The organism is Bacillus sp. PK3_68 (genome assembly GCF_003600835.1).
Taxonomy (GTDB): domain Bacteria; phylum Bacillota; class Bacilli; order Bacillales; family Domibacillaceae; genus Pseudobacillus.
This window is the reverse complement of sequence record NZ_NQYC01000001.1, coordinates 128341-150991: the sequence shown is the minus strand read 5'-3', so window position 1 is coordinate 150991 and position 22651 is coordinate 128341. Positions and strand designations below refer to the sequence as shown.

17 protein-coding genes, 3 rRNA genes and 1 pseudogene are annotated in these 22651 nt (G+C 41.9%); 8 read left to right on the top strand and 13 right to left on the bottom strand.

The genetic code is table 11. From position 1 onward, the window contains the following. Window positions 1–201 precede the first annotated feature (201 nt). The 3 genes from CJ483_RS00675 to CJ483_RS00665 all read right to left on the bottom strand — a co-directional run bounded on the left by CJ483_RS00675 (window position 202) and on the right by CJ483_RS00665 (window position 3303). Window positions 202–1560 (bottom strand): IS1182 family transposase, encoded by a 1359-nt coding sequence (locus CJ483_RS00675; RefSeq protein ID WP_120031010.1) that lies wholly within the window; start codon window positions 1558–1560, stop codon window positions 202–204. 331 nt (window positions 1561–1891) lie between these two features. Further along, window positions 1892–2176, bottom strand: coding sequence for a DUF4183 domain-containing protein (locus CJ483_RS00670; protein WP_120031008.1), 285 nt, complete (start codon window positions 2174–2176; stop codon window positions 1892–1894). A 341-nt stretch (window positions 2177–2517) separates the two neighbouring features. Continuing rightward, on the bottom strand, window positions 2518–3303 hold the full coding sequence (locus CJ483_RS00665) for a DUF4240 domain-containing protein (RefSeq protein ID WP_120031006.1): 786 nt from the start codon (window positions 3301–3303) through the stop codon (window positions 2518–2520). Between the two features lie 519 nt (window positions 3304–3822). Here CJ483_RS00665 and CJ483_RS00660 point away from each other — a divergent pair. Beyond that, window positions 3823–4482: a CPBP family intramembrane glutamic endopeptidase gene (locus tag CJ483_RS00660; RefSeq protein WP_120031003.1), complete on the top strand. Its 660-nt coding sequence runs from the start codon at window positions 3823–3825 to the stop codon at window positions 4480–4482. A gap of 114 nt (window positions 4483–4596) precedes the next feature. Here CJ483_RS00660 and CJ483_RS00655 read toward each other — a convergent pair. Beyond that, window positions 4597–4772, bottom strand: a pseudogene (locus tag CJ483_RS00655) (IS1595-like element ISSpps1 family transposase); the annotation flags it as partial. Window positions 4773–5158: 386 nt separating this feature from the next. Here CJ483_RS00655 and CJ483_RS00650 point away from each other — a divergent pair. Further along, window positions 5159–6352 carry a YhgE/Pip domain-containing protein gene (locus CJ483_RS00650; protein ID WP_120031001.1) on the top strand — a complete coding sequence of 398 codons (1194 nt, stop codon included), beginning with the start codon at window positions 5159–5161 and terminating at the stop codon, window positions 6350–6352. A gap of 46 nt (window positions 6353–6398) precedes the next feature. Next, window positions 6399–6938, top strand: coding sequence for a PadR family transcriptional regulator (locus tag CJ483_RS00645; RefSeq protein WP_120031000.1), 540 nt, complete (start codon window positions 6399–6401; stop codon window positions 6936–6938). A gap of 426 nt (window positions 6939–7364) precedes the next feature. Here the strand turns inward: CJ483_RS00645 and CJ483_RS00640 are convergent, their stop codons facing one another. The 3 genes from CJ483_RS00640 to CJ483_RS00630 form a co-directional block, all read right to left on the bottom strand. After that, window positions 7365–8006: a hypothetical protein gene (locus CJ483_RS00640; protein ID WP_120030998.1), complete on the bottom strand. Its 642-nt coding sequence runs from the start codon at window positions 8004–8006 to the stop codon at window positions 7365–7367. 54 nt (window positions 8007–8060) lie between these two features. After that, a complete protein-coding gene (locus tag CJ483_RS00635; protein ID WP_182916916.1) occupies window positions 8061–8705 on the bottom strand; it encodes a phosphatase PAP2 family protein in 645 nt (214 codons plus the stop codon). Window positions 8706–8996: 291 nt separating this feature from the next. After that, window positions 8997–10352 carry an FAD-dependent oxidoreductase gene (locus CJ483_RS00630; protein WP_120030994.1) on the bottom strand — a complete coding sequence of 452 codons (1356 nt, stop codon included), beginning with the start codon at window positions 10350–10352 and terminating at the stop codon, window positions 8997–8999. A gap of 280 nt (window positions 10353–10632) precedes the next feature. Between CJ483_RS00630 and CJ483_RS00625 the strand changes: the two genes are divergently transcribed. Further along, entirely contained in the window at window positions 10633–11694 is a 1062-nt protein-coding gene (locus CJ483_RS00625; protein ID WP_120030992.1) for a glycosyltransferase family 4 protein, read from the top strand. 93 nt (window positions 11695–11787) lie between these two features. Continuing rightward, a complete protein-coding gene (locus CJ483_RS24270) occupies window positions 11788–11934 on the top strand; it encodes a hypothetical protein (RefSeq protein WP_182916915.1) in 147 nt (48 codons plus the stop codon). A gap of 152 nt (window positions 11935–12086) precedes the next feature. Here CJ483_RS24270 and CJ483_RS00620 read toward each other — a convergent pair whose 3' ends face one another. After that, window positions 12087–12650 carry an FAD-dependent oxidoreductase gene (locus tag CJ483_RS00620; protein ID WP_120030990.1) on the bottom strand — a complete coding sequence of 188 codons (564 nt, stop codon included), beginning with the start codon at window positions 12648–12650 and terminating at the stop codon, window positions 12087–12089. Between the two features lie 320 nt (window positions 12651–12970). On the opposite strand from CJ483_RS00620, the gene cyoE reads away from it, so the two are divergent. Continuing rightward, entirely contained in the window at window positions 12971–13912 is a 942-nt protein-coding gene (gene cyoE / locus CJ483_RS00615) for a heme o synthase (protein WP_120030988.1), read from the top strand. Window positions 13913–14172: 260 nt separating this feature from the next. Here the strand turns inward: cyoE and rrf are convergent. The 4 genes from rrf to cspD form a co-directional block, all read right to left on the bottom strand. After that, window positions 14173–14288: ribosomal RNA gene (gene rrf, locus CJ483_RS00610) — 5S ribosomal RNA — on the bottom strand. Between the two features lie 102 nt (window positions 14289–14390). Further along, window positions 14391–17320: ribosomal RNA gene (locus tag CJ483_RS00605) — 23S ribosomal RNA — on the bottom strand. A gap of 336 nt (window positions 17321–17656) precedes the next feature. Next, window positions 17657–19210: ribosomal RNA gene (locus CJ483_RS00600) — 16S ribosomal RNA — on the bottom strand. Together the 16S, 23S and 5S rRNA genes form the textbook arrangement of a ribosomal RNA operon. Window positions 19211–19537: 327 nt before the next feature. Further along, window positions 19538–19738 carry a cold-shock protein CspD gene (gene cspD / locus CJ483_RS00595; RefSeq protein ID WP_041101023.1) on the bottom strand — a complete coding sequence of 67 codons (201 nt, stop codon included), beginning with the start codon at window positions 19736–19738 and terminating at the stop codon, window positions 19538–19540. A 318-nt stretch (window positions 19739–20056) separates the two neighbouring features. Between cspD and yhfH the strand changes: the two genes are divergently transcribed. Then, window positions 20057–20191 (top strand): protein YhfH, encoded by a 135-nt coding sequence (gene yhfH / locus CJ483_RS00590; RefSeq protein ID WP_120030986.1) that lies wholly within the window; start codon window positions 20057–20059, stop codon window positions 20189–20191. Between the two features lie 158 nt (window positions 20192–20349). Here yhfH and CJ483_RS00585 read toward each other — a convergent pair whose 3' ends face one another. Next, window positions 20350–21837 (bottom strand): FAD-dependent oxidoreductase, encoded by a 1488-nt coding sequence (locus CJ483_RS00585; RefSeq protein WP_342753524.1) that lies wholly within the window; start codon window positions 21835–21837, stop codon window positions 20350–20352. Window positions 21838–22014: 177 nt separating this feature from the next. On the opposite strand from CJ483_RS00585, the gene CJ483_RS00580 reads away from it, so the two are divergent. After that, window positions 22015–22632, top strand: a complete 618-nt coding sequence (locus CJ483_RS00580; protein WP_120030984.1) for a YitT family protein — start codon at window positions 22015–22017, stop codon at window positions 22630–22632. The last annotated feature ends 19 nt before the right edge of the window (window positions 22633–22651 follow it).

Genomic DNA, 22651 nt, shown 5'->3' with positions numbered 1-22651 from the left:
AAGTGATAGCTGCTTCTCTCTTATCTTGAGGAATAAAGGGATATAGTAAAATAAAAAATGGACTAGTTTCCCTAAAGGGAAACTAGTCCATTCAGTTTGTCGACAAAAGGGGTTCGGAATAGTCTTATTCCGAACCCCTTTTGATTTTTCGGTAGTTTTAAAGCCATTCGAGAGAAAGATAGACCTCTCCGAGGTCATCATTTAAGCCATTTCTGGTTCTCGCCAAGTCCAGCTGGCCATTTTCTTGAGATTCATGGCAGCGAAAGTAAGCATCGCTTGCATCGACAATTTTTTAAGTCCCCTTAACGTTGTCCAACGCATGCCATGCTTTTCTTTTGCATCTGCGAATACACGCTCAATCGTTTCTTTTCGCTCCGCATAAATCGCTTTAACTTCTTCGTGGTGGCGAAGATGGTCGGCCTCTTCCATATATTTCTGCCAAATATGGCGTGTCACCACTTTTTGATGATCTCTGCTTTCCGTGCATTTAGCTAAAAAAGGGCAGGAGGTACAAACCTGTTTGGGTGATCTGTATTCACGATAGCCTTCCTTATTCGTCGTTGAGTAATTCAATACTTCCCCTGCCGGACAAAGGTAACAGTCAAAATGTTCATCGTACACATAGTCATGCTTTCTGAAGAAGCCCTCTTTTGTGCGCGGCCGTGTATAAGGCAAGGCAGGTGTCATGCCGTTTTCCATTAAATAACTGGCAATGGCAGGTGTTTTGTAAGCTCCATCTGCACCAACAGCTTTAGGTTTTCCTACCTTTTCTATCACTTTCTCCATTAACGGCTCTAAGATCTGGCTGTCATGTGTGTTGCTTGGTGTGACCATTGTGCCAATTACGAATCCCTTACGGTCTGCGGCCGCGTGAAAGGAATAGGCAAATTGTTTGGTTCGTTCGTCTTTAACGTAGTAGCCACTGTCCGGATCGGTTGTACTTTCCTTGATTTCTTTCGTTTCTTCTTTATCGAACTTATCTGGCGGGAACGGCTTTTTTCCATGATCCTCTCGGTCCTGATTAATCTCTTCTTGGAGGCGTTCCTGATACGCGCGTGTTTCTTTGCGAACCATTTTCTTTTCAAATTTACGCTTATTCGCGCTAGCTTTTACATGAGTGGAATCCACAAAAACGTGCTCCGCACTAATGAGCTTTTTCTCGGCAGCTATTTTTAAGATACGATAGAAGATCTGTTCAAACAGGTCGGTATCTTTGAAGCGACGCTCGTAGTTCTTACCGAAGGTAGAGAAATGCGGCACTTTATCATGGAATCCATAACCGAGAAACCAGCGGTAGGCCATATTCGTTTCCACTTCCTCGATCGTCTTGCGCATGGATCGAATGCCAAAGGCATATTGGATAAATGTTAGTTTAATTAAAATAATTGGATCAATGCTTGGGCGGCCCACTTCCGCATACAATCCTTCCACCAAGTCATAAATAAAAGAGAAATCCATCGCTGCCTCCATTTTACGGACCAGGTGATTCTCTGGTACAAGCTGGTCTAGAGCGATCATTTCTATTTGATTCCGTTGGATTGGATTGTTTTTCGAAAGCATCTTTCTCACCTCAAGCGTTTGATCTATTTATTTTAAAACAGGTATGGTTGTACGGCTACTCTAACTTTGTAACCCCTGTTGATTGAAATGGATGGCGCAAAGACTCCTGCGGGATCAGCGGGACAGGTGAGACCCCGCAGGCGCTTTCGCGGCGAGGAGGCTCACCGCCCGCCCCGCGGAAAGCGAAGCGCCTGGAATGGAAATCAACAGCTCCTATTCACAAGCAAAATAAAAAGGACTGTAGACAAACTCTAGAATTTCATTGAGTTTGTCTACAGTCTGAATGGACTAGTTTCCCTAAAGGGAAACTAGTCCATTCAATAAAAACCCGCTAGTTAACTACAACTTCAATAAGAATTGGAGTGGCCGGATCAAGCACGTCACCGCCTGGAATCGTTATTTCTGTAGGTGTAAGAGTTGAAGTATCAGCTGTTTGCGGCTGAGCATTTATATATAAAACATAATAAGCAAGTGACCCTGGAAATGCTGTGGCAGCTGCTCCCGTATCGTCAGTAAAAGCTGTAGCCGCAATGGCAAAGGTCGCACCAGTACCTGTCCCGTCTCCTATGGTAGCGAAAAACTTTCTCGAAGCCATAAAGGGTTTAATAATTGGCATTCACGTTCACTCCTTTCAAAAAGTTTGTCCCTGCACTATTATCTTATTCTGGTGCCTTTTTTTAGAAACGACTAAATCTCCCAGTCCATCCGTCTAATTTTAAATGGCGTCCGTGCAGTCAGGCCAGACGGCTGTTATTTTGAAGAGAGCACATGCAAACAGCCACCAACTTACCGCAAGGAATGTCAGTGGCTCAAACTCCAAACAATTGTATTCTCCCGTCTAGGGGCGACTCTTTTATTCCCTCTTCTGAAGCCTGAAAAGACTTCCACTTTATGCAAATTAGTGCAAGAGCAATTTGTAGCCTGAGGGATCAACATAACTACTATCTTCTCTCATCCTCATAATGGCTTTTCTCCATACTCTGCCCACAACAGAGGGAATTTTTTCCGCAATCCTTCTTCATCCTCCTCCTCCCAGTCAAACTCCATTTCTGGTTCACCTTCATCATCTTTTACTAATTGATCATACACCTTGAAATACGCCTCATCATCTAGTCCTGTTTTTTCCTCATAAGCAGAGCTGGCAATATACAATAGTTCCTCCAGCTGCGGAATGTCCTCTTGCTCTTCTAATCTCTTAAAATGCGGGAGAAGAGTTTCTGGGTTCTTAATCGCTTCTTCATACGTCTCTTGTCCAAGGTAAAGTATCCATGCTCTAAAGTAATCAAAGCAATCATCTGAACATCCCCCCATAACGATGTAAGCAGCCGCCCACAAATCAGATGTATAGGATTGGTAATAATGCTGATTGAAAATTGAATCAAACATAACAATGTCCTTGATCGATTTTCTCGACAAATAGGTGACTAACCACTCGATTTGCTCGTCTATACTCTGCCCTTTCTCTTTAGATGTCCCGAGCAGCTCCCAAAACCGCTCTTCTGTCATCGCCCTTTCTTTAATTACTTGATAAGCAGACCTTGACCATACATATCCTTTTTTTAATTTAGATTGAATGAGCCTCTCTGCTTCCTTTTGACAAGCCGCCTCTGATTCAAAATCTTTTACTTTTACCGATCCCCCTGTGCCAACCTTTCCATATGTTACAGTAAATGAGTTGCCGGACACGTATATTTTCCAAAATTTATTAGATGTATCATTCTGATAAATAAGCAATGTTTCCACTCGTAAGCACTCCTTCGTGCGACATAATAAGCTCTTTCCACTGATTAAAGAATTAAAAGGCAATATGGCCTTGCCTTTTAAACTCTTCTCACATATGTCCTGTTTCACCATTAAAGCAAGTGAAAAAAGAACAAAGTGACTTACCCCATGCATCAAATGTATATAGTTTCTTCCTGATTGACATGGTATTTATATTCTATCAAATGCACTTTGATAAAAGTACAAAACCTGTACTCTAACTACAAAAATAACTACTTAAAGAGGAGTGAATTTTGCATCGTTTCTGGATGGATGATAATAGGCACACTCACTTACCCAATTCTCTTCCGACTCTTTTATTTTCACTTAGGCTATGTTAAAGGAAAAGGTTGATTAATTGTAAAATGGTATGAAGAACTCGCTTCACATATTTAAATTTGCTTAATCCCAACTGGATATTTATGTTAAAATAAATCCGAATATTATGAAGAGACGTACTTAAACTAACGAGGCAGTTTAGTAGAAAAAGGAAGTGTTGTTTTGGTAAGTGTAAAATCAAACAAGAATTATATTTGGGTATATTTCATAACATTTTTTACACTATGGTGTATCAGAGAATTGTGGTTAGTTCAATATTTAAATTTGATGGATTCTGTTCCCAGAGCTATAGCATCAGCTGTCACTAAAATAGCTGTTTGGATTGTTCCAGTCATATTTTTAGTTAAAATTGTGGAAAAAAGTGACCCGTCTTCCTTTTTAGGATTACGTAATAATATTAAAAAAGGGCTGATATGGACAGGTTGGGTATCCATAATCTTCATATCCTATTTTGTAGTCGTTAATGTCATTATTTTAGAGAAAAATATTAATTTTCAAATAGGATTTAACCAATGGCTTAATACTGTTCTGTTAGTTGGAATAACCGAGGAAATTGTCTTTAGAGGTTTTTTATTAAGAAAATTTGTAGATTCTTATAGATTCTGGATAGCGAACACAATTACATCTTTACTTTTTGTATCTATCCATTTTCCTATTTGGTTTTATAAAGGTCTGTTTGAATTCCCTAATATTTTGGGTTCTATAATAAGCGTTTTTGTATTGAGTATTGTATTTGGGTTTGTATATAAAAAAAGTAATTCTCTTTGGTCAGTAATTATTATTCATTCCTTGTATAATTTGTTAGTGTTACTCTTCTACTAACAAAGGCTTTAGTAAAAAACAGACAGTAAAATTCATGAGCTTGGAGATAATTTCCCAGCTCATTTTTTATGTGCATTTGTATTTTCTATGAAACAACATGAGTAATCTTTACATTTAGAATGCCATGTTTCTCAGCCTTAACTTATCTGCGGTTTCCCAAGTTCTATGAGCACTTGCCAAGATAAGCATCTGCTTTTTCCTGTCCAACTCACTTTCCATTTTCCTTTTGCCGAGAAATTGAAACCACACTAAATAAAGCTGTAAATGCTTCTAGAAACACCATTAAACTGTCTGTTAGCGACCATCTCGTTTGCCGTAACGAACCACTGATTTACTTCCACAATACCGACAATGAAATCCATGAGAAAATTTTCTCTCTCAATTCACCAATTAAAGCCTCATGCTGTGAAACTATTGCCCCATATTTGCTATTTTAAAATGCCCCGTTTCCGCGATGGAGCGATGATTTACATCAACATAACAACCAAATTGTAACCTTTATGTTAAATGATTACCTAATTTTCAATATAACTGACTTTTAAACATATTGATTCAGAAGAAAATAATTGACTTTATAAAAAGAACACACTAAACTAGTAGAGTATTTCAAACAAAGCACTTTAAATAAAGTACTTTGTTTGAGGCCTATTTAGCTTAAGAAAGGGAAAAGCAGCCTATGAAATTTACTCAGTTTTTAAAAACAAAAGGGGCCATTGCTGCCATATTCATGGGGATTTTCTATTCAATCGCCATGCTGGGCATCTTCTTGCCTGGTTATTCAGCAATACCAGGTAATGTCGATAAATTACCGATTGCCATTATCAATGAGGATACCGGTGCCTATGGAGCAAAGATTGCCGACCAGTTACAAGAAAATTTACCATTTAAGAAAATCGAGACTAATTTAACGAACAGTCAAGCGTTAAAAGACTTGGAGAAAAATGATTTAGCCTTAGTCGTACATATCCCTGAGACCTTCTCTGCTGATATGCAAAAAGGCAAAACGGCATCAAGCATCGATTTTACAATTAATGAAGCGGGAGCAACTGTCGTTTCATCCACTATGAAGTCCGTTGTTACAGAAATTAATAATCAATTAAGCGAACAGTTCTCGCAGCAAACCGCTCAAGGCGTTCTAATGAACTTTAACGTCCCTGAAAAGCAAGCTGCTGAATTAGCCAAAAAGATTGAAACAGCGTATGTAGGAAATATAGTAACAGTCAATAAAATGCCAGATGGTATGAATAATAATATGCTGCCCATGTTTTTAACCATGGCCGGTTATGTTGGTGCGATGATCGGAGCTATGCAATTGGTAGGCGCATTTAAGTCAAGCCGCGGAAAAGCAAGTAAAACACGATTATTCCTGTATGTACAATTAGCCGCATTATTAATTGCTGTTGTCTCATCCTTCCTTGCTGCAGGAGTAGCTTATTTAGTCAACCAACCGAGCGGTGACCTATTCTTTGGTTTACTAGGCCAACAAATTTTAAATTATATGGTATGTTTTAACTTCACAGCTATTTTGATCTTCCTGGTTGGCGAAGGCGGCATGGTATTAAACTTACCTATTTTGTTGATCCAAACATTAGCCAATGGCGCCACATTGACACGTGATATGATGTACTTGCCATATAAATGGATGAGCTACATTTCACCAATGTATTACTCGGTTCAATCGTATTTTGCGAATCTGTATGGCAGCATCAGTCCAAATCCGTATATCTGGTCGATGATTGCTGTTGGGGCAGTTGCCCTGTTAATTAACATAGCGATTGTAGCGTTTTTGCATAAATCATCAGCAGTAGATCAACAAAAAACAATGACGGAAGCTGAAAGCGCCAAAACCCCTGCTGAAATTGGCATATAGTTTTGCTAAAATGAGGAGAACTCTTCTTAAAGGAGCAAAAAAGAGAATGTCCATCCAAATTTTTATTTTGAGCAAATTGATGGAGGATAATAATTATCCTTATAAGTTGAAAAAAGAGCTTTCAGAGCCTATTCCATTGGATAAACTAGCTGGATTAACAGAGAGTAAGTTATACTACCATTTTGAAGCGTTAGCAAAACAGGGGTTAATTGAAACGGTTGAAATTATAAAAGAAGAGCATCGACCGGATAAACAAGTCTTCGCCATTACCTCTAAAGGCCGCGAGGAACTACCAAAAAAAATCTACAAACTATTTGAAAAAGCGGATGCCATTAGTGACATGCTAGTAGGACTCGCCAATATCAAGTATGTGGAGCGTCACAAAGTAGTAGATATACTAGAAAATAAACTTAAAAATTATATTGCTCGTTGGGAGCATATTGCGGATTTTAAAAAGCATGTTTCCATAGAAAAGGATAAAGAAAAGTTAAATGAGTTTATAGGTGGGTATGTTTCTACTAAAGCGGAGCATACAATTAAATGGCTTGAAGAGTTAATTAAGCGAATTCAATGCGGGGATATATAACAAAAAGGATAGGCTTCCAATTATAAACCGGCAGCACATGTAGAAGGCTTTCCAAACAAACTTATGAGGAACCATCAAATCGCAGAGCACGCTTTTAAAAATAACGAAAAAACCCCTTTCCAAAAGTGAAAGGGGTTCTTCATTAAGTTGAAAATTGTGGAGAAAAGCACTTAAATCACCATCATCCAATTATTCCCCCTCTTGCTCAATTTCCCCAGCCTCTTGGAGATACGATAAATCAAAGGGATGATTCATCCTTCTCAAGCACTGCTCACTAGGGCTCTTTAGCTTATTTCACTTATCCACGTGCAGACCAGTTATCCTTTGTAATGATTCCACGTGCCACTTTTTTTTTACCCAGGCGCACAAAAAAGAACTGTTCAAAGAGCCGATAACATTCGGTTTTAGAACAGTTCTTAGAAAAGATTAATATTTGTCAAAATTAAATTCGCTGAGGGAATCTGCGTGACTGGCGATCATCGCAATGATAGTATTGGCTTCTTCTTTACTGAAAATGAAATTCGTCTCATCTTCTAATAATTCATCATCCACTGTTTTTATCCGGTTCACTCTGCGAAGAACACCATCACCCGTCTCCTCAATCACACCAAATTGATAAGTGACTTCCACTTCATCTTCATGAGCGTAAGCAGTAACTTCCGGTGTCGACCATTCTACGTCTATTTCTTGAAATACCCTCTCAGAATCATCGTCTACTATCATTTCCAACTCATCGTCGTCTTCCCAATCGCTGCCACCTTCCATAAATTCGTGGAAGCTTTCATGAACTTCGTCAATAATATCTTCAATATCTGGAAGAACAGTTTTGGACATTTGTTCAAAATCCAACTCTAATGTTTTTACGTAAAATTCCTCGTTATACGGGTCAAAAAATAAAGTACAGAAATATTCACTCTCATCCTCGCTCGTCTCTACAAAGAACTCGATCCTGGGATGCTTCGCTGCTCTGTCAATCGTCATGTGGCCCACTTCATCGTATTTCTCACAGATAGACTCAAGATGATCTTGCAGCTCCCCGCTAACCCGGTCAAACCATTCCAATGACATACTGCATCCCTTCCTTTCAGGTAATCAGGTTTAGTATGTCTTTAAGCCCCGGCTTTATTCATTACTGCCAATAGCTTTCTTTATTGAGTTTTCTCGTCTAGCTGTAAGCTCGTATAAGTAAATAAAAAGGAACAGAAGCAATAAACCAGCACATCCTCCAGCTATAACATCCGTTAAATAATGGACGCCTAAATAGATCCGGCTTGTGGCAATAAGAACGACTAATGCTATAGTGATCAACAGCCAACTAGTTGAATATTTTTTGCCTATTTGGAGACTATAAATGAACAAATACAATAAAAATCCAAGCAATACAGTCGAATTCATTGTGTGCCCACTTGGAAAGCTGTAACTTCCCTCGTGTACTAGCGAATGGAATGAAGGGCGTTCTCTCGCAAAAAACTCCTTAAGCAAACTGTTTGCCAATCTGGCCCCCCAAAAAACAAGCATAATAAAGAATGCTTCATGGTACTTTTTCTTAACCGCCAGTAGGACTGCTATGACAATAGCTACAGGAAGAAGGACTTTTATGGAACCCATCTGGGTAACTAGATGAAAGAAGTTGTTTAAAAATCCTGTCCGTATCCTCTCAAAAAACAACATCACCGCTACATCATACTTTTCGAGCAAAGGTTGTTTAAATGTTAAAGATAGTAAGAAAAATACCAACAAACTAATCCAAAAGAAAAATGTTCTCATGCTCTGCATCCTCCAGCTTATTTAAGCAGTTTAGCTTATCATTTATTATGTTTAACTTTACTCGGATATGCTTTTCATTATACATTACTAAAATGATCTTCCTTGCTGATAGGCGATGTAAAAAACAATTTACTTCCACTCTTATCCATCTGCTATTATGTTACAGAACTAGGCCAATCTAAAGGGCCAATCAGTGGTCGCTATTACAGCGATAGCTGATTGGCTTTATCGGTTCATCTTTCCCTACCCTTTATGTCTAAATATCGCTTTTTTATGAATATGTTACAGCAGTTATTGGATGAATGACGCTGCTTTTAACCCGGATAACGTTGCTCCTTCCATCGTGGCAAAATAAGGCTGTCTCGTATAATCACCAGCTAAAATCAAGCCCTCCACTGGCGTCTTTTGAGTTGGCCGAAGGCTTTGACAGCCCGGTTCTAGGCTGTGAAAGTCATACTCATGATTTACCTGGCGATAACTGAGTATTTTGCCCTCCAAATCTAGTCCGATCTTTTGTGCATCCTCTAAGACCAACTTTAAGGTTTCTTCAGGAGCTAGACGGAGAAACTTCTCAGGTGGACTTAATATAATTGATAGCCGTCCCCGAGAAGCTCGAAAGGTCGTACGAGACTGTTCAGCAAAGCTCGACAGGCACGTAAAAGGAGCAAATGTAGTGACATCAATAGGAAGAGCCGGTTCGGTCATTTCGATTTGGAAGCTGACTGCGGGCATGAGCGGCAACTGAAACATCGGCTGAAACCAATTATGCTTCTCAAACGCCGGTTTCAGCAACTGCTTGGCAGCATACAATGTAACCGCTAGTATTGTGTGATTAGCCCGGTATATTTCGCCATCCTCCATCTGAACCCCCTTCACTTTCCCATCTTCTACAACGAGGGACTGGACTTTAGCGTCTGTTTGAACCGTGCCGCCATTTTTGATAATTTGCTCAGCAATAGGCTGACACATGGTTTCCGTCATGCCCCCTAAGTAAGCACCAATTCTCATTCTGTAAAATCTAGGAAGAGCCGGTGCCAATAGACCGAAAAATACGTAAGCCGAATAACGATCAGGCGGCAAAAAAAAGATTCCAGAGCTTAAAGGAACAATAAGATAATGAAAGGCCCTGTCTGTTACACCATGCTTTGCCGCATACTCTTTAATGCTGTAATGATCCATCTTGCCCGGCTTCTTTACGTAATCCTTTAAACCATTCATGAAAAAGGACAGCAAAGACCACTTATCCTTTAACGATAGATATTTTTGATTGCCAACTACTCCTTTTATTGTTTTTATCATTCCTAATAAAGGAGCCATACCAAGCACTAAAGGCTTTTCATCATTTATCCTAACATGAATTTTTTCTTCCCACATGAAAATATCGGAAAGATCCACTCCTGCTTTTCGCAGAACCTTCGGTAGATAAGTATAATACCCAATATAGCGGTGAAACCCCGACTCTACATCCATTCCTTCTAAATTATAGGAAGAGGTTCTTCCACCGACGACGCTTTCCTGTTCAAGCAAAAGTACACTTTTCCCCCTACTTGTTAATTCAAGCCCGGAAGACAATCCGGCTAACCCGCCGCCGACAATAATCGCATCAAAATTTTTCACTCGTAACACCACTCTTGTTGTATAATACATTAAGATTCCCTTTTGTATCTGTTCTGATACAAATAGCGGAAAGCTTGTTAAAATAGTCGATTATTGCCGAATATTTTTGGTTTCTCACCCTTTTAGCACATTGTGGATATTTTCCCTGCTTTTCTCGACAAAAAGATTAAGTTATTATTAATTAGAGTGATAATTATTGTACTATCTGCCACTTTCTTTTATTATCAGATTGAGAGAGTAGAATTTTAAAGACTGTCAGTTATTAATTTGATTAAATTAATAGAACACAGTCATAAAGGAGCTTTATAAATTGGACTTACAACTTTTTTTAGCCTTTGCAGTGTCATTCATTGCGGCTTTAATTATTACACCTTTCGTCATTAAATTTGCGATAAAAATAGGAGCAGTTGATAAACCGAATGAAAGAAAAGTACATCAAACCTTAATGCCTAGATTAGGGGGTCTAGCCATTTTTATTGGTGTCGTTGCCGGCTTCTTTGCAGCGGGCTTATATGAAGAACGAGTGGCTACTATCAGCATAGGGGCATTATTAATTATTACGCTAGGGATTCTTGACGATTTATACGAACTGTCAGCTAAAATAAAATTTATTGGTCAAATTTTAATAGCCATACTCATTGTCAGTTCCGGTTTAACGATTGACTTTATTATGATTCCATTTATCAATGAAAAAATTCAGCTCGGATTTTTGGCGTATCCGTTTACTGTTTTCTGGATTGTGGGTATAACAAATGCAGTGAACTTAATTGATGGATTAGATGGGTTAGCAGCGGGCATTTCATCCATTGGTATTGCTTCCATTGCTATTTTGGCAGCTTTTTCTGGAAAGGAATTAATTTTGACTTTAGCTTTAATCGTTTTGGGAAGTACGCTCGGTTTCTTACGTTACAACTTTCATCCGGCCAAAATTTTCATGGGAGATACAGGAGCGCTTTTTCTCGGGTATGTTATTGCTATCTTATCTCTGCTCGGCTTGTATAAGAGCGTTACCTTGTTCAGCATTGTTATTCCAATTATCATTTTAGGTGTACCTGTATTTGATACAGCTTTTGCGATCATTCGCCGAATTATCAATAAAAAGCCCATTTCAGCGCCGGATAAATCTCATCTTCATCATAGAATTTTAGATTTGGGACTATCCCACAGAAATACTGTACTCGTTATTTACGGCTTTGGCATAGTTTTTAGCGTTGCGGCTATTCTTTTATCTTCAGCTACTTTGTGGGCTTCGCTTGCCATTTTACTTCTTCTATTAGCGATTCTCCATATGATTGCTGAACTCGTCGGAGCTGTCGGTGAAAGATATAAGACTTTTTCAAAAATATATAGAAAATTATCAGGTAGATCTTAAATTGACACCCTTCATATGTACGTGCGATAATTAACTTACAGCTTATTTTTTACATCTGCTTGATTTCAATTACCCGATTGGAGGCTGAAATAGATGGCGGCAAATTCTGAGACAAAAAAAATTTCTGTTGATTCAACTGTTTCTCTAAAAGGAATCGTAAAAGCAATTTTTAACGATACTATTCATATACAAATTGGCGGGAAAATCATCACCTTACCTGCCTCACAAATCACTCAATAAGCTTTAAAAAAGGGACAGTCGTATGACGACGTCCCTTTTTTATTTCCTATTATTTCTGTTTCCGTCCTTTTTCACGCTCTCAGAAAAATGTAAAAGAGCGGCCTTTTACCTCAAGCTAAATCCTCCATTAACCATCTTCGTACGAAAAGAATCTATCCTTTTAATACATCATGGTCAACATAACGTTCGCCGTTCATTTCAGATAAAACATTGATCGCTACTTTTGCTCCATCTCCAGCCGTAACAATAGAGTGAACACTGACACCTGCAACAGTGCCAGCTGCCCAAATGTTGTTAATATTTGTCTTACCAGACGAATCTACTTCTATAATGGTTTTAATCCGCGGCTCCGTCCCAGGCTTTGTTTTTACACCGACCTTTTGAGCAAGATCCGTTAATACACCTGTAGCTAAAATCACATGATTGGCTTCATATGTTTTATCATCTGCTTCGATTTGCAAGCTATTTTCTGACTTAACTATATTTGAAACTGTTGCTTGAACAATCTCCGCTCCGAATTTTGCAGCTTGTTTTTTTCCTGTTTCAACCATATCAGGACCGGAAATCTCTAAGACTCCATAATGGTTTTCAATCCATGCTCGCTTTGTCATCCCTTTGTCACTATCAATAACAATTGTTTTCTTCCCCGCTTTTGCCGCGAACAAAGCCGCACTTGCTCCAGCAGGACCAGCGCCAATAACAGCAATATCGTACACTGTTCTCCCCCTCCTTTTCTTAATACATCATATAATGGAACAATATTACTATCATAACACTTATTAGAAGATTCCGATAATCATTTACTCCAAATGATGTATTGCTCAATGCCTCACTATTTCAGATCTGTCCTGTAATCAAGAGAAGATTCAAGAAAATACAAACATGCAAAAAGAAACGAGATTTAACTTATTATGTATTAAGTTAAGTTTTTTATATAGTTGTTCTAAAGTTGTCAAAGCTACTATCCCTTTTAAAGCTTGAATTATGGTAAACTAACAAAGGTAGACAACTTCTTACAGAAAGAAGAGGGGAAAAAATGCGAAGTGACGTGAAAATAGATAGAAGTGCACAAAAAGCCTCTCTAGCCATGCCAAAACAGAACCTATCCAAAGTTTTGGCAGAAACTATTAAGACAGGCATTATTAAATCAAATTTAATTGCTGTATTTGCAGGACTAGCATTAGCTTTATATATAAATGGCATAAATCCAGTAGAGAAACTTCCAGAAATTTTGTTAACCATCATCGGATCAGCGCTTGTCATAGGAGCAGCAGGCACCTTTAACAACTTATACGACCGTGATATTGACTCGATCATGGAACGAACAAAGAAACGGCCGACTGTTACCGGAGCAATCCAACTAAAGCCGGCACTCATGTTAGGTATTTCAATGACATTGTTGGGATTAGCGCTCCTTGCTTTTGCTTCTCCACTTGCTGCACTTTTTGGCTTTCTTGGTTTATTTCTCTATGTAGGACCGTATACGATGTGGACTAAGCGTCAGACCATTTATAATACAGAGGTTGGAAGTATTTCTGGGGCTATGCCGCCACTTATCGGCTGGGCTGCTATTACCCCGGATCTGATGCATCTTGAGCTCCTTGGTTTGTTTGTAATCATGGTTTTTTGGCAAATGCCCCATTTTTACGCAATCTCGATTCGCAAACATGATGAATACAAAGCAGCAAATGTTCCTATGCTCCCGGTTGTTAAAGGGTTTAAAAGAACCTATGTACAAACAAATATGTATTTAGTTGCTTTAATCGCTGGAAGCTTTCTTTTCATGCCTTTGAGCATCGGTATTGCTTTAGTAGCTTTTCTTCTAAGTGGTGCATGGCTTGTCTTAAGTATCATCGGTTATAAGAAAATGTCTCCTGAGAAGTGGGCAACTACAATGTTTATTTTCTCACTTAACCATTTGACGGTCCTATTTGTTATCATCATTGTGTACTGTTTGATTGGCACTTTATTTATTTAAATTTACCTTTTGACATCCTTTGAAAAGGATTAGCCAATCATTAGTTGGCAGAATACAATAGAATAAAAATAAAAACAACCCACTAAACAAGTGGGTTGTTTTTTTAAAGTGTCTGAAGGAAACTATTGACCAATTAATTAGCTTCCTCTTTATAAATTTATAAAAGCACCTAGCTGTTTCATGTTTAAACAGAAACGAAGAGTAAGTTAAAGAACCATAGAGCATAACAAAAAAGAACAGCGCTGCTGTTCTCTTGGGTTGCCTGGCAGCGTCCTACTCTCACAGGGGGAATCCCCCAACTACCATCGGCGCTGAAGAGCTTAACTTCCGTGTTCGGGATGGGAACGGGTGTGACCTCTTCGCTATCGCCACCAGACTGTATAAAGTTGAAAGATTTGTTCTTTCAAAACTGGATAATATGCATTAGTAACCGGCAACTCCGTGCCATTTCATGTGTGACGCCGTTAGGCGTATCATTTAGGATAAGTCCTCGATCGATTAGTATTCGTCAGCTCCACGTGTCGCCACGCTTCCACCTCGAACCTATCTACCTGATCATCTTTCAGGGATCTTACTAGCTTGCGCTATGGGAAATCTCATCTTGAGGGGGCTTCATGCTTAGATGCTTTCAGCACTTATCCCGTCCGCACATAGCTACCCAGCGATGCCTTTGGCAAGACAACTGGTACACCAGCGGTGCGTCCATCCCGGTCCTCTCGTACTAAGGACAGCTCCTCTCAAATTTCCTGCGCCCGCGACGGATAGGGACCGAACTGTCTCACGACGTTCTGAACCCAGCTCGCGTACCGCTTTAATGGGCGAACAGCCCAACCCTTGGGACCGACTACAGCCCCAGGATGCGATGAGCCGACATCGAGGTGCCAAACCTCCCCGTCGATGTGGACTCTTGGGGGAGATAAGCCTGTTATCCCCGGGGTAGCTTTTATCCGTTGAGCGATGGCCCTTCCATGCGGAACCACCGGATCACTAAGCCCGACTTTCGTCCCTGCTCGACTTGTAGGTCTCGCAGTCAAGCTCCCTTGTGCCTTTACACTCTGCGAATGATTTCCAACCATTCTGAGGGAACCTTTGGGCGCCTCCGTTACTCTTTAGGAGGCGACCGCCCCAGTCAAACTGCCCGCCTGACACTGTCTCCCACCCGGATCACGGGTGCGGGTTAGAAGTTCAACACAGCCAGGGTAGTATCCCACCGACGCCTCCACCGAAGCTGGCGCTCCGGTTTCAAAGGCTCCTACCTATCCTGTACAAGCTGTGCCGAAATTCAATATCAGGCTGCAGTAAAGCTCCACGGGGTCTTTCCGTCCTGTCGCGGGTAACCTGCATCTTCACAGGTACTATAATTTCACCGAGTCTCTCGTTGAGACAGTGCCCAGATCGTTACGCCTTTCGTGCGGGTCGGAACTTACCCGACAAGGAATTTCGCTACCTTAGGACCGTTATAGTTACGGCCGCCGTTTACTGGGGCTTCAATTCAGAGCTTCGCGTGAGCTAACCCCTCCTCTTAACCTTCCAGCACCGGGCAGGCGTCAGCCCCTATACTTCGCCTTACGGCTTCGCAGAGACCTGTGTTTTTGCTAAACAGTCGCCTGGGCCTATTCACTGCGGCTCCTCAGGGCTATGCACCCCAAAGAGCACCCCTTCTCCCGAAGTTACGGGGTCATTTTGCCGAGTTCCTTAACGAGAGTTCACTCGCTCACCTTAGGATTCTCTCCTCGCCTACCTGTGTCGGTTTGCGGTACGGGCACCTTTCACCTCGCTAGAGGCTTTTCTTGGCAGTGTGGAATCAGGAACTTCGGTACTACATTTCCCTCGCCGTCACAGCTCCGCCTTGATGGTGATGGGATTTGCCTCATCACCGGCCTAACTGCTTGGACGCACAACCAACTGTGCGCTTGCCCTATCCTCCTGCGTCCCCCATTGCTCAAATGGTGAAGAGGTGGTACAGGAATATCAACCTGTTGTCCATCGCCTACGCCTATCGGCCTCGGCTTAGGTCCCGACTAACCCTGAGAGGACGAGCCTTCCTCAGGAAACCTTAGGCATTCGGTGGAAGGGATTCTCACCCTTCTTTCGCTACTCATACCGGCATTCTCACTTCTAAGCGCTCCACAAGTCCTTCCGGTCTTGCTTCACCGCCCTTAGAACGCTCTCCTACCACGGACACCACAAGGTGTCCATCCACAGCTTCGGTGATACGTTTAGCCCCGGTACATTTTCGGCGCAGAGTCACTCGACCAGTGAGCTATTACGCACTCTTTAAATGGTGGCTGCTTCTAAGCCAACATCCTGGTTGTCTAAGCAACTCCACATCCTTTTCCACTTAACGTATACTTGGGGACCTTAGCTGGTGGTCTGGGCTGTTTCCCTCTTGACTACGGATCTTATCACTCGCAGTCTGACTCCCAAGGATAAGTCTTTGGCATTCGGAGTTTGTCTGAATTCGGTAACCCGAGGGGGGCCCCTAGTCCAAACAGTGCTCTACCTCCAAGACTCTTCCCTTGAGGCTAGCCCTAAAGCTATTTCGGAGAGAACCAGCTATCTCCAGGTTCGATTGGAATTTCACCGCTACCCACACCTCATCCCCGCACTTTTCAACGTGCGTGGGTTCGGGCCTCCAGTAAGTGTTACCTTACCTTCACCCTGGACATGGGTAGATCACCTGGTTTCGGGTCTGCGACCTCATACTCATGCGCCCTATTCAGACTCGCTTTCGCTGCGGCTCCGCCTTTGCGGCTTAACCTCGCATGAAATCGCAACTCGCCGGTTCATTCTACAAAAGGCACGCCATCACCCATAAACGGGCTCTGACTACTTGTAGGCACACGGTTTCAGGTTCTCTTTCACTCCCCTTCCGGGGTGCTTTTCACCTTTCCCTCACGGTACTGGTTCACTATCGGTCACTAGGGAGTATTTAGCCTTGGGAGATGGTCCTCCCGGATTCCGACGGAATTTCACGTGTTCCGCCGTACTCAGGATCCACTCTGGAGAGAACGATGTTTCGGCTACAGGATTGTTACCTTCTCTGATGGGCCTTTCCAGACCTCTTCGCCTACACCGTTCTTTTGTAACTCCGTATAGAGTGTCCTACAACCCCAGAAGGCAAGCCTTCTGGTTTGGGCTGTTCCCGTTTCGCTCGCCGCTACTCAGGGAATCGCGTTTGCTTTCTCTTCCTCCAGGTACTTAGATGTTTCAATTCCCCGGGTGTGCCTTCTCCTACCCTATGGATTCAGGTAGGGATACTGTTCCATTACGAACAGTGGGTTTCCCCATTCGGAAATCTCCGGATTAACGCTTACTTACAGCTCCCCGGAGCATATCGGAGTTAGTCCCGTCCTTCTTCGGCTCCTAGTGCCAAGGCATCCACCGTGCGCCCTTTCTAACTTAACCTAAGAAAAAATACAAGCGGCGCATTTCATCGTCAGCTTTCTTCATTCCTTCCCTCACGTATGCAAATACGCTCAGTCAGTCATTCAGTTGCTTCCTAGAACTGCTTGCTTCTCTTCTTTCTTTGAAAAATACCTAAAATGGCGATTACTCGGTTATTGCTTGGTTACTTTTATACGATATTATCCAGTTTTCAAAGAACAAAGTTGCTTACCTATAGAGAAGGAATTCATCCTTCAAAACTGAACAAAAAACAGTGCCGTTAATTCGTTTGTGAGAACAGCGTTCTCTGTTGCTACTTTGTGGGGACGAACCTTTCACATTTCACAAGTTCCTTAGAAAGGAGGTGATCCAGCCGCACCTTCCGATACGGCTACCTTGTTACGACTTCACCCCAATCATCTGCCCCACCTTAGGCGGCTGGCTCCCGTAAGGGTTACCCCACCGACTTCGGGTGTTGCAAACTCTCGTGGTGTGACGGGCGGTGTGTACAAGGCCCGGGAACGTATTCACCGCGGCATGCTGATCCGCGATTACTAGCGATTCCGGCTTCATGCAGGCGAGTTGCAGCCTGCAATCCGAACTGAGAATGGTTTTATGGGATTGGCTAAACCTTGCGGTCTTGCAGCCCTTTGTACCATCCATTGTAGCACGTGTGTAGCCCAGGTCATAAGGGGCATGATGATTTGACGTCATCCCCACCTTCCTCCGGTTTGTCACCGGCAGTCACCTTAGAGTGCCCAACTGAATGCTGGCAACTAAGATCAAGGGTTGCGCTCGTTGCGGGACTTAACCCAACATCTCACGACACGAGCTGACGACAACCATGCACCACCTGTCACCGCTGTCCCCGAAGGGAAAGATCTGTCTCCAGACCGGTCAGCGGGATGTCAAGACCTGGTAAGGTTCTTCGCGTTGCTTCGAATTAAACCACATGCTCCACCGCTTGTGCGGGCCCCCGTCAATTCCTTTGAGTTTCAGCCTTGCGGCCGTACTCCCCAGGCGGAGTGCTTAATGCGTTAGCTGCAGCACTGAAGGGCGGAAACCCTCCAACACTTAGCACTCATCGTTTACGGCGTGGACTACCAGGGTATCTAATCCTGTTCGCTCCCCACGCTTTCGCGCCTCAGCGTCAGTTACAGACCAGAGAGCCGCCTTCGCCACTGGTGTTCCTCCACATCTCTACGCATTTCACCGCTACACGTGGAATTCCGCTCTCCTCTTCTGCACTCAAGCCTCCCAGTTTCCAATGACCCTCCACGGTTGAGCCGTGGGCTTTCACATCAGACTTAAGAAGCCGCCTGCGCGCGCTTTACGCCCAATAATTCCGGACAACGCTTGCCACCTACGTATTACCGCGGCTGCTGGCACGTAGTTAGCCGTGGCTTTCTGGTCAGGTACCGTCAAGGTACCAACAGTTACTTTGGTACTTGTTCTTCCCTGACAACAGAGCTTTACGATCCGAAAACCTTCTTCACTCACGCGGCGTTGCTCCGTCAGACTTTCGTCCATTGCGGAAGATTCCCTACTGCTGCCTCCCGTAGGAGTCTGGGCCGTGTCTCAGTCCCAGTGTGGCCGATCACCCTCTCAGGTCGGCTACGCATCGTCGCCTTGGTGAGCCGTTACCTCACCAACTAGCTAATGCGCCGCGGGTCCATCTGTAAGTGACAGCTAAAAGCCGCCTTTCCATTCTTCTTCATGCGAAGAAAAAGAATATCCGGTATTAGCCCCGGTTTCCCGGAGTTATCCCAGTCTTACAGGCAGGTTACCCACGTGTTACTCACCCGTCCGCCGCTAACTTGAACAGAGCAAGCTCCGTCAAGTCCGCTCGACTTGCATGTATTAGGCACGCCGCCAGCGTTCGTCCTGAGCCAGGATCAAACTCTCCAAAAAGATTGTTTGACTTGCTCATAATTTAAAAATAAGAATTAACTTACTGGCATGTATTTTGTTCAGTTTTCAAAGATCAATTTTTACAGCAACTTTCTTATAATATCATTAACCCTAAATAAAGTCAATCTTTTTTATTTCTTTCCTGTCCCACCTTGCTAACGGTGGATTTAAATTATAGCATTGAATAAAATATAAAGTCAACACATATTCAGTCATTTTCATGTATTAATAATTTTTCTAGTTTCTTTATAAAAAAGTGATCGATTCGAATAAATCGGCATAAAAAAAGCAGCATGTAAACATGCTGCTTTTGGCTTTTATGATTAATTATTGTTTTTCTACGTTAGCAGCTTGTGGTCCACGTGGTCCTTCAACAACTTCGAAAGAAACGCTTTGACCTTCTTCTAAAGTTTTGTAGCCTTCGCCTTGAATAGCTGAGAAATGTACGAATACATCGTCTTGTCCTTCAACTTCGATGAATCCGAAACCTTTTTCTGCATTAAACCATTTTACTTTACCTTGTAACATGTAAATATCCTCCTCGAGCTAACTTGCTCATTCATTTCTTGCTGTTTATTACTATTTCAAGACGAAAACAACTTTATTCAAACTTGCTCTCTTTTGAAACGAACTTAAACAACTATTACTACTATATCACCTCTTCCTCTAAAAAGCAAGACAATGTAGCAGTAGATTTAGATAACGCTTTATTTTATCTAAGTTAGGACTATTGAACCAATTTTCAGAATATTTAATTTTGATGTTTACAGCAGTTGAGGAAGTGAATATACTGTATTATAACAGATGAACAAATTTAATTTCTGTCTTATAAAAGGAGGAAGTAAAATGATGATGAGTCCGTTAGAGTTTTTTAGATCATTGCCACCAAAAATGTGTCCGGAATGTGGGGAACATATGCATGAGCAAGCGGAGTCCTATATGATGGAATGTGATCGCTGCCTGTCAAAAAAAGATGAATAAGATGAAAATGAAAGTGAAAAAAAGCTGACTTACAGTTAGTCAATGACTTACTGGGTCAGCTTTTTTGTCTTCTATTATTCAATGGGGGATACTAGAGTCATGTGCGGTTGCCAGCCTTTACTCCTGCCATGTTTGATCACCTAGCTCTCCAAGATTTTTCAACGGCTTCTTTGCCGGTCCTTCCATGACTTCCCCGAAATAGAATAGCGAGATCCATGGCATGGGCAATCCCACGTGCGCTCTGCATCGTTCCATTCACATTCACAGCCCATATGCGTGCAGGTTGTATCAACAAGATGTACCGTTCCGTTTTCTTCTTTGAAGGCTCCTGCCCGTGTTCCTTCCCAGTTAATAATCATGCCTTGGTTTACCGGCAGATTGTTCCCATCTTTAAAGAAATAATCGAGCTTTCCTTTAACAAACGTAGCCGCCACGTCACTTTGCTGCTTTACAAACTGTTTTACACCTGGATCGGCTTTAAATCGATCAGGGGAAAACAGCTCTGCATATCGATTTTGTTTGTTAACAATTAGATCTGAAAGAATTCGTGCCGCAACCACACTCGTTGTCATTCCCCATTTTTTAAAGCCGGTTGCTGAGTATATATTCTCATCCTTATCTGCTTTTCCGATATAAGGAATTTTGTCCATTGGAACAAGGTCTTGTGTTGACCAGGTAAACAGCAGCTTTTCTATGCCAAATTCCTTTTCAGCAAACTTTATCAAATTCTGATAATGTTCAGCTGTCGGTTGTCCTTTTCCTGTTTTATGTCCATCACCACTTATAAGGAGAGCCTCTTGTCCATCGTACACTGTACTTCTTACAGAACGGGTCGGCTGTTCAGCTGTAATATACATTCCACCTGGAAATTGCTTTTTCGGCTTAATTGCAATGACATAGGAACGGGTCGGATATAATTTCGCAAAATAAAAACCGTTGTCATAGAAAGGAAAATGTGTAGCGATAACGACATGGTTTCCAATAGCTTTTACACCCGATTTTAACAGGACAGCCGGCTTTTCCCCTTTTTCAATATCTTCAGCTGGAGAATGCTCATAAATAGCCCCTCCATTTTTAACAATATATTCAACGAGTGGTTTTAGAAATTTTAATGGATGAAAGCGAGCTTGCCCATTCATCTGCACCGCTTGTTTAAAAGGAACTTTCCACGGCATCGAATCAACAAGCGCCCCATCTATTCCAAGTTTTTTGTAACTTTCCGCTTCTTTCTGCAAGCTTTTTTCTTTTTCCTCATCATTTGTATAAATATAAGCTGCTTCCTCTTGCCAATCGCAATCGATTCCTTGCTGCTCGATCGTCTCTTTGATCCAATGAGCTGCTTCCGCGTTCGCCTCATAATACATCCTCGCCTGATCTTCTCCAACAGAAGTAATCAGCTGGTCATAAATTAAGTTGTGCTGAGCAGTTACCTTGGCAGTTGTGTGGCCGGTGGTCCCGTTTAATAGCTCATCCGCTTCGAGTATGACTACTTTCTTCCCTTCCTTTGTCATCATATAAGCAGTAATAATGCCTGTAATGCCGCCGCCTACAATCACTGTATCTGCATACACCTGCTCTGTTAAAGCTGGAAAAGAAGGCAATTTTGTATCTGCTCTCCATAACGGCTCATGGTTTGCTTCATTCATCGTTATTCCTCCTTTAAAACATTACTTTTTTATATCTTTCCTCTATTGAGGAAAAGTATGCCAAAGAAAGAAAATGTTTTTACTTCTTCCTCCTACTAAACTTCTTAGCAGAGGCTTACATCTAGCCTGTATCTATGTTAAGCTGGAAATATATAGTGATAGAGAAGAGGATGGGTTGTGAGTCTAGTATTTCGAATAGCCGCTCTCACACTCGGGGCTTTTATGCAGGGAGCAGCCATGACACTTTTTTTGTTTCCGCACCACATTTCTTCCGGGGGAGCGGCAGGTATAAGCATTATTTTACATTTTTTATTTCAAACACCTTATTCTACTGTCCTATGGACTTTGAATGCCGTAATGATTTTATTGGCCCTTAGGCAGTTGGGTAAGGGCAATGCCGCTAAAACGATGTTTTGTGTAACAGTCACGACTGTTACCATACATTTTCTTTCGCCATTTGTAACGGCATCACCTAGTCATCCAGTTTTTGATTTGGCAGCAGGAGCTGTTATTTTTGGAGTCGGCCTCGGAATTTTATTCCGGCTCGGCGCTTCATCCGGAGGAATGGATATTCTCGCCTTAATTATTGCTAAATGGCGGAACGAAAAACCAGGACAAACTCTCTTTTACATTAATTCGGTTATTTTACTTTTAGCAGGCTTGATTGTGGATGTCAGAACCATTTTCTATGCCCTATGCTGCCAGTGGATAAGCGGGAAAATCATTGATTGGATCCATTCATTTTCCATACAAAAACATTCAATTTTCCGCAAACTTATTTTTGTAAATAAATAAAAAAGACGGTTTCACAGCT

What these genes read in the sequence shown, in the direction of transcription:
- CJ483_RS00675 (WP_120031010.1), bottom strand. Translation starts at nt 1,560, where the DNA reads ATGCTTTCGAAAAACAATCCAATCCAACGGAATCAAATAGAAATGATC.
- CJ483_RS00670 (WP_120031008.1), bottom strand. Translation starts at nt 2,176, where the DNA reads ATGCCAATTATTAAACCCTTTATGGCTTCGAGAAAGTTTTTCGCTACC.
- CJ483_RS00650 (WP_120031001.1), top strand. Translation starts at nt 5,159, where the DNA reads ATGAAATTTACTCAGTTTTTAAAAACAAAAGGGGCCATTGCTGCCATA.
- CJ483_RS00645 (WP_120031000.1), top strand. Translation starts at nt 6,399, where the DNA reads ATGTCCATCCAAATTTTTATTTTGAGCAAATTGATGGAGGATAATAAT.
- CJ483_RS00640 (WP_120030998.1), bottom strand. Translation starts at nt 8,006, where the DNA reads ATGTCATTGGAATGGTTTGACCGGGTTAGCGGGGAGCTGCAAGATCAT.
- CJ483_RS00635 (WP_182916916.1), bottom strand. Translation starts at nt 8,705, where the DNA reads ATGAGAACATTTTTCTTTTGGATTAGTTTGTTGGTATTTTTCTTACTA.
- CJ483_RS00630 (WP_120030994.1), bottom strand. Translation starts at nt 10,352, where the DNA reads ATGTATTATACAACAAGAGTGGTGTTACGAGTGAAAAATTTTGATGCG.
- CJ483_RS24270 (WP_182916915.1), top strand. Translation starts at nt 11,788, where the DNA reads ATGGCGGCAAATTCTGAGACAAAAAAAATTTCTGTTGATTCAACTGTT.
- cyoE (WP_120030988.1), top strand. Translation starts at nt 12,971, where the DNA reads ATGCGAAGTGACGTGAAAATAGATAGAAGTGCACAAAAAGCCTCTCTA.
- cspD (WP_041101023.1), bottom strand. Translation starts at nt 19,738, where the DNA reads ATGTTACAAGGTAAAGTAAAATGGTTTAATGCAGAAAAAGGTTTCGGA.
- yhfH (WP_120030986.1), top strand. Translation starts at nt 20,057, where the DNA reads ATGATGATGAGTCCGTTAGAGTTTTTTAGATCATTGCCACCAAAAATG.
- CJ483_RS00585 (WP_342753524.1), bottom strand. Translation starts at nt 21,837, where the DNA reads ATGAATGAAGCAAACCATGAGCCGTTATGGAGAGCAGATACAAAATTG.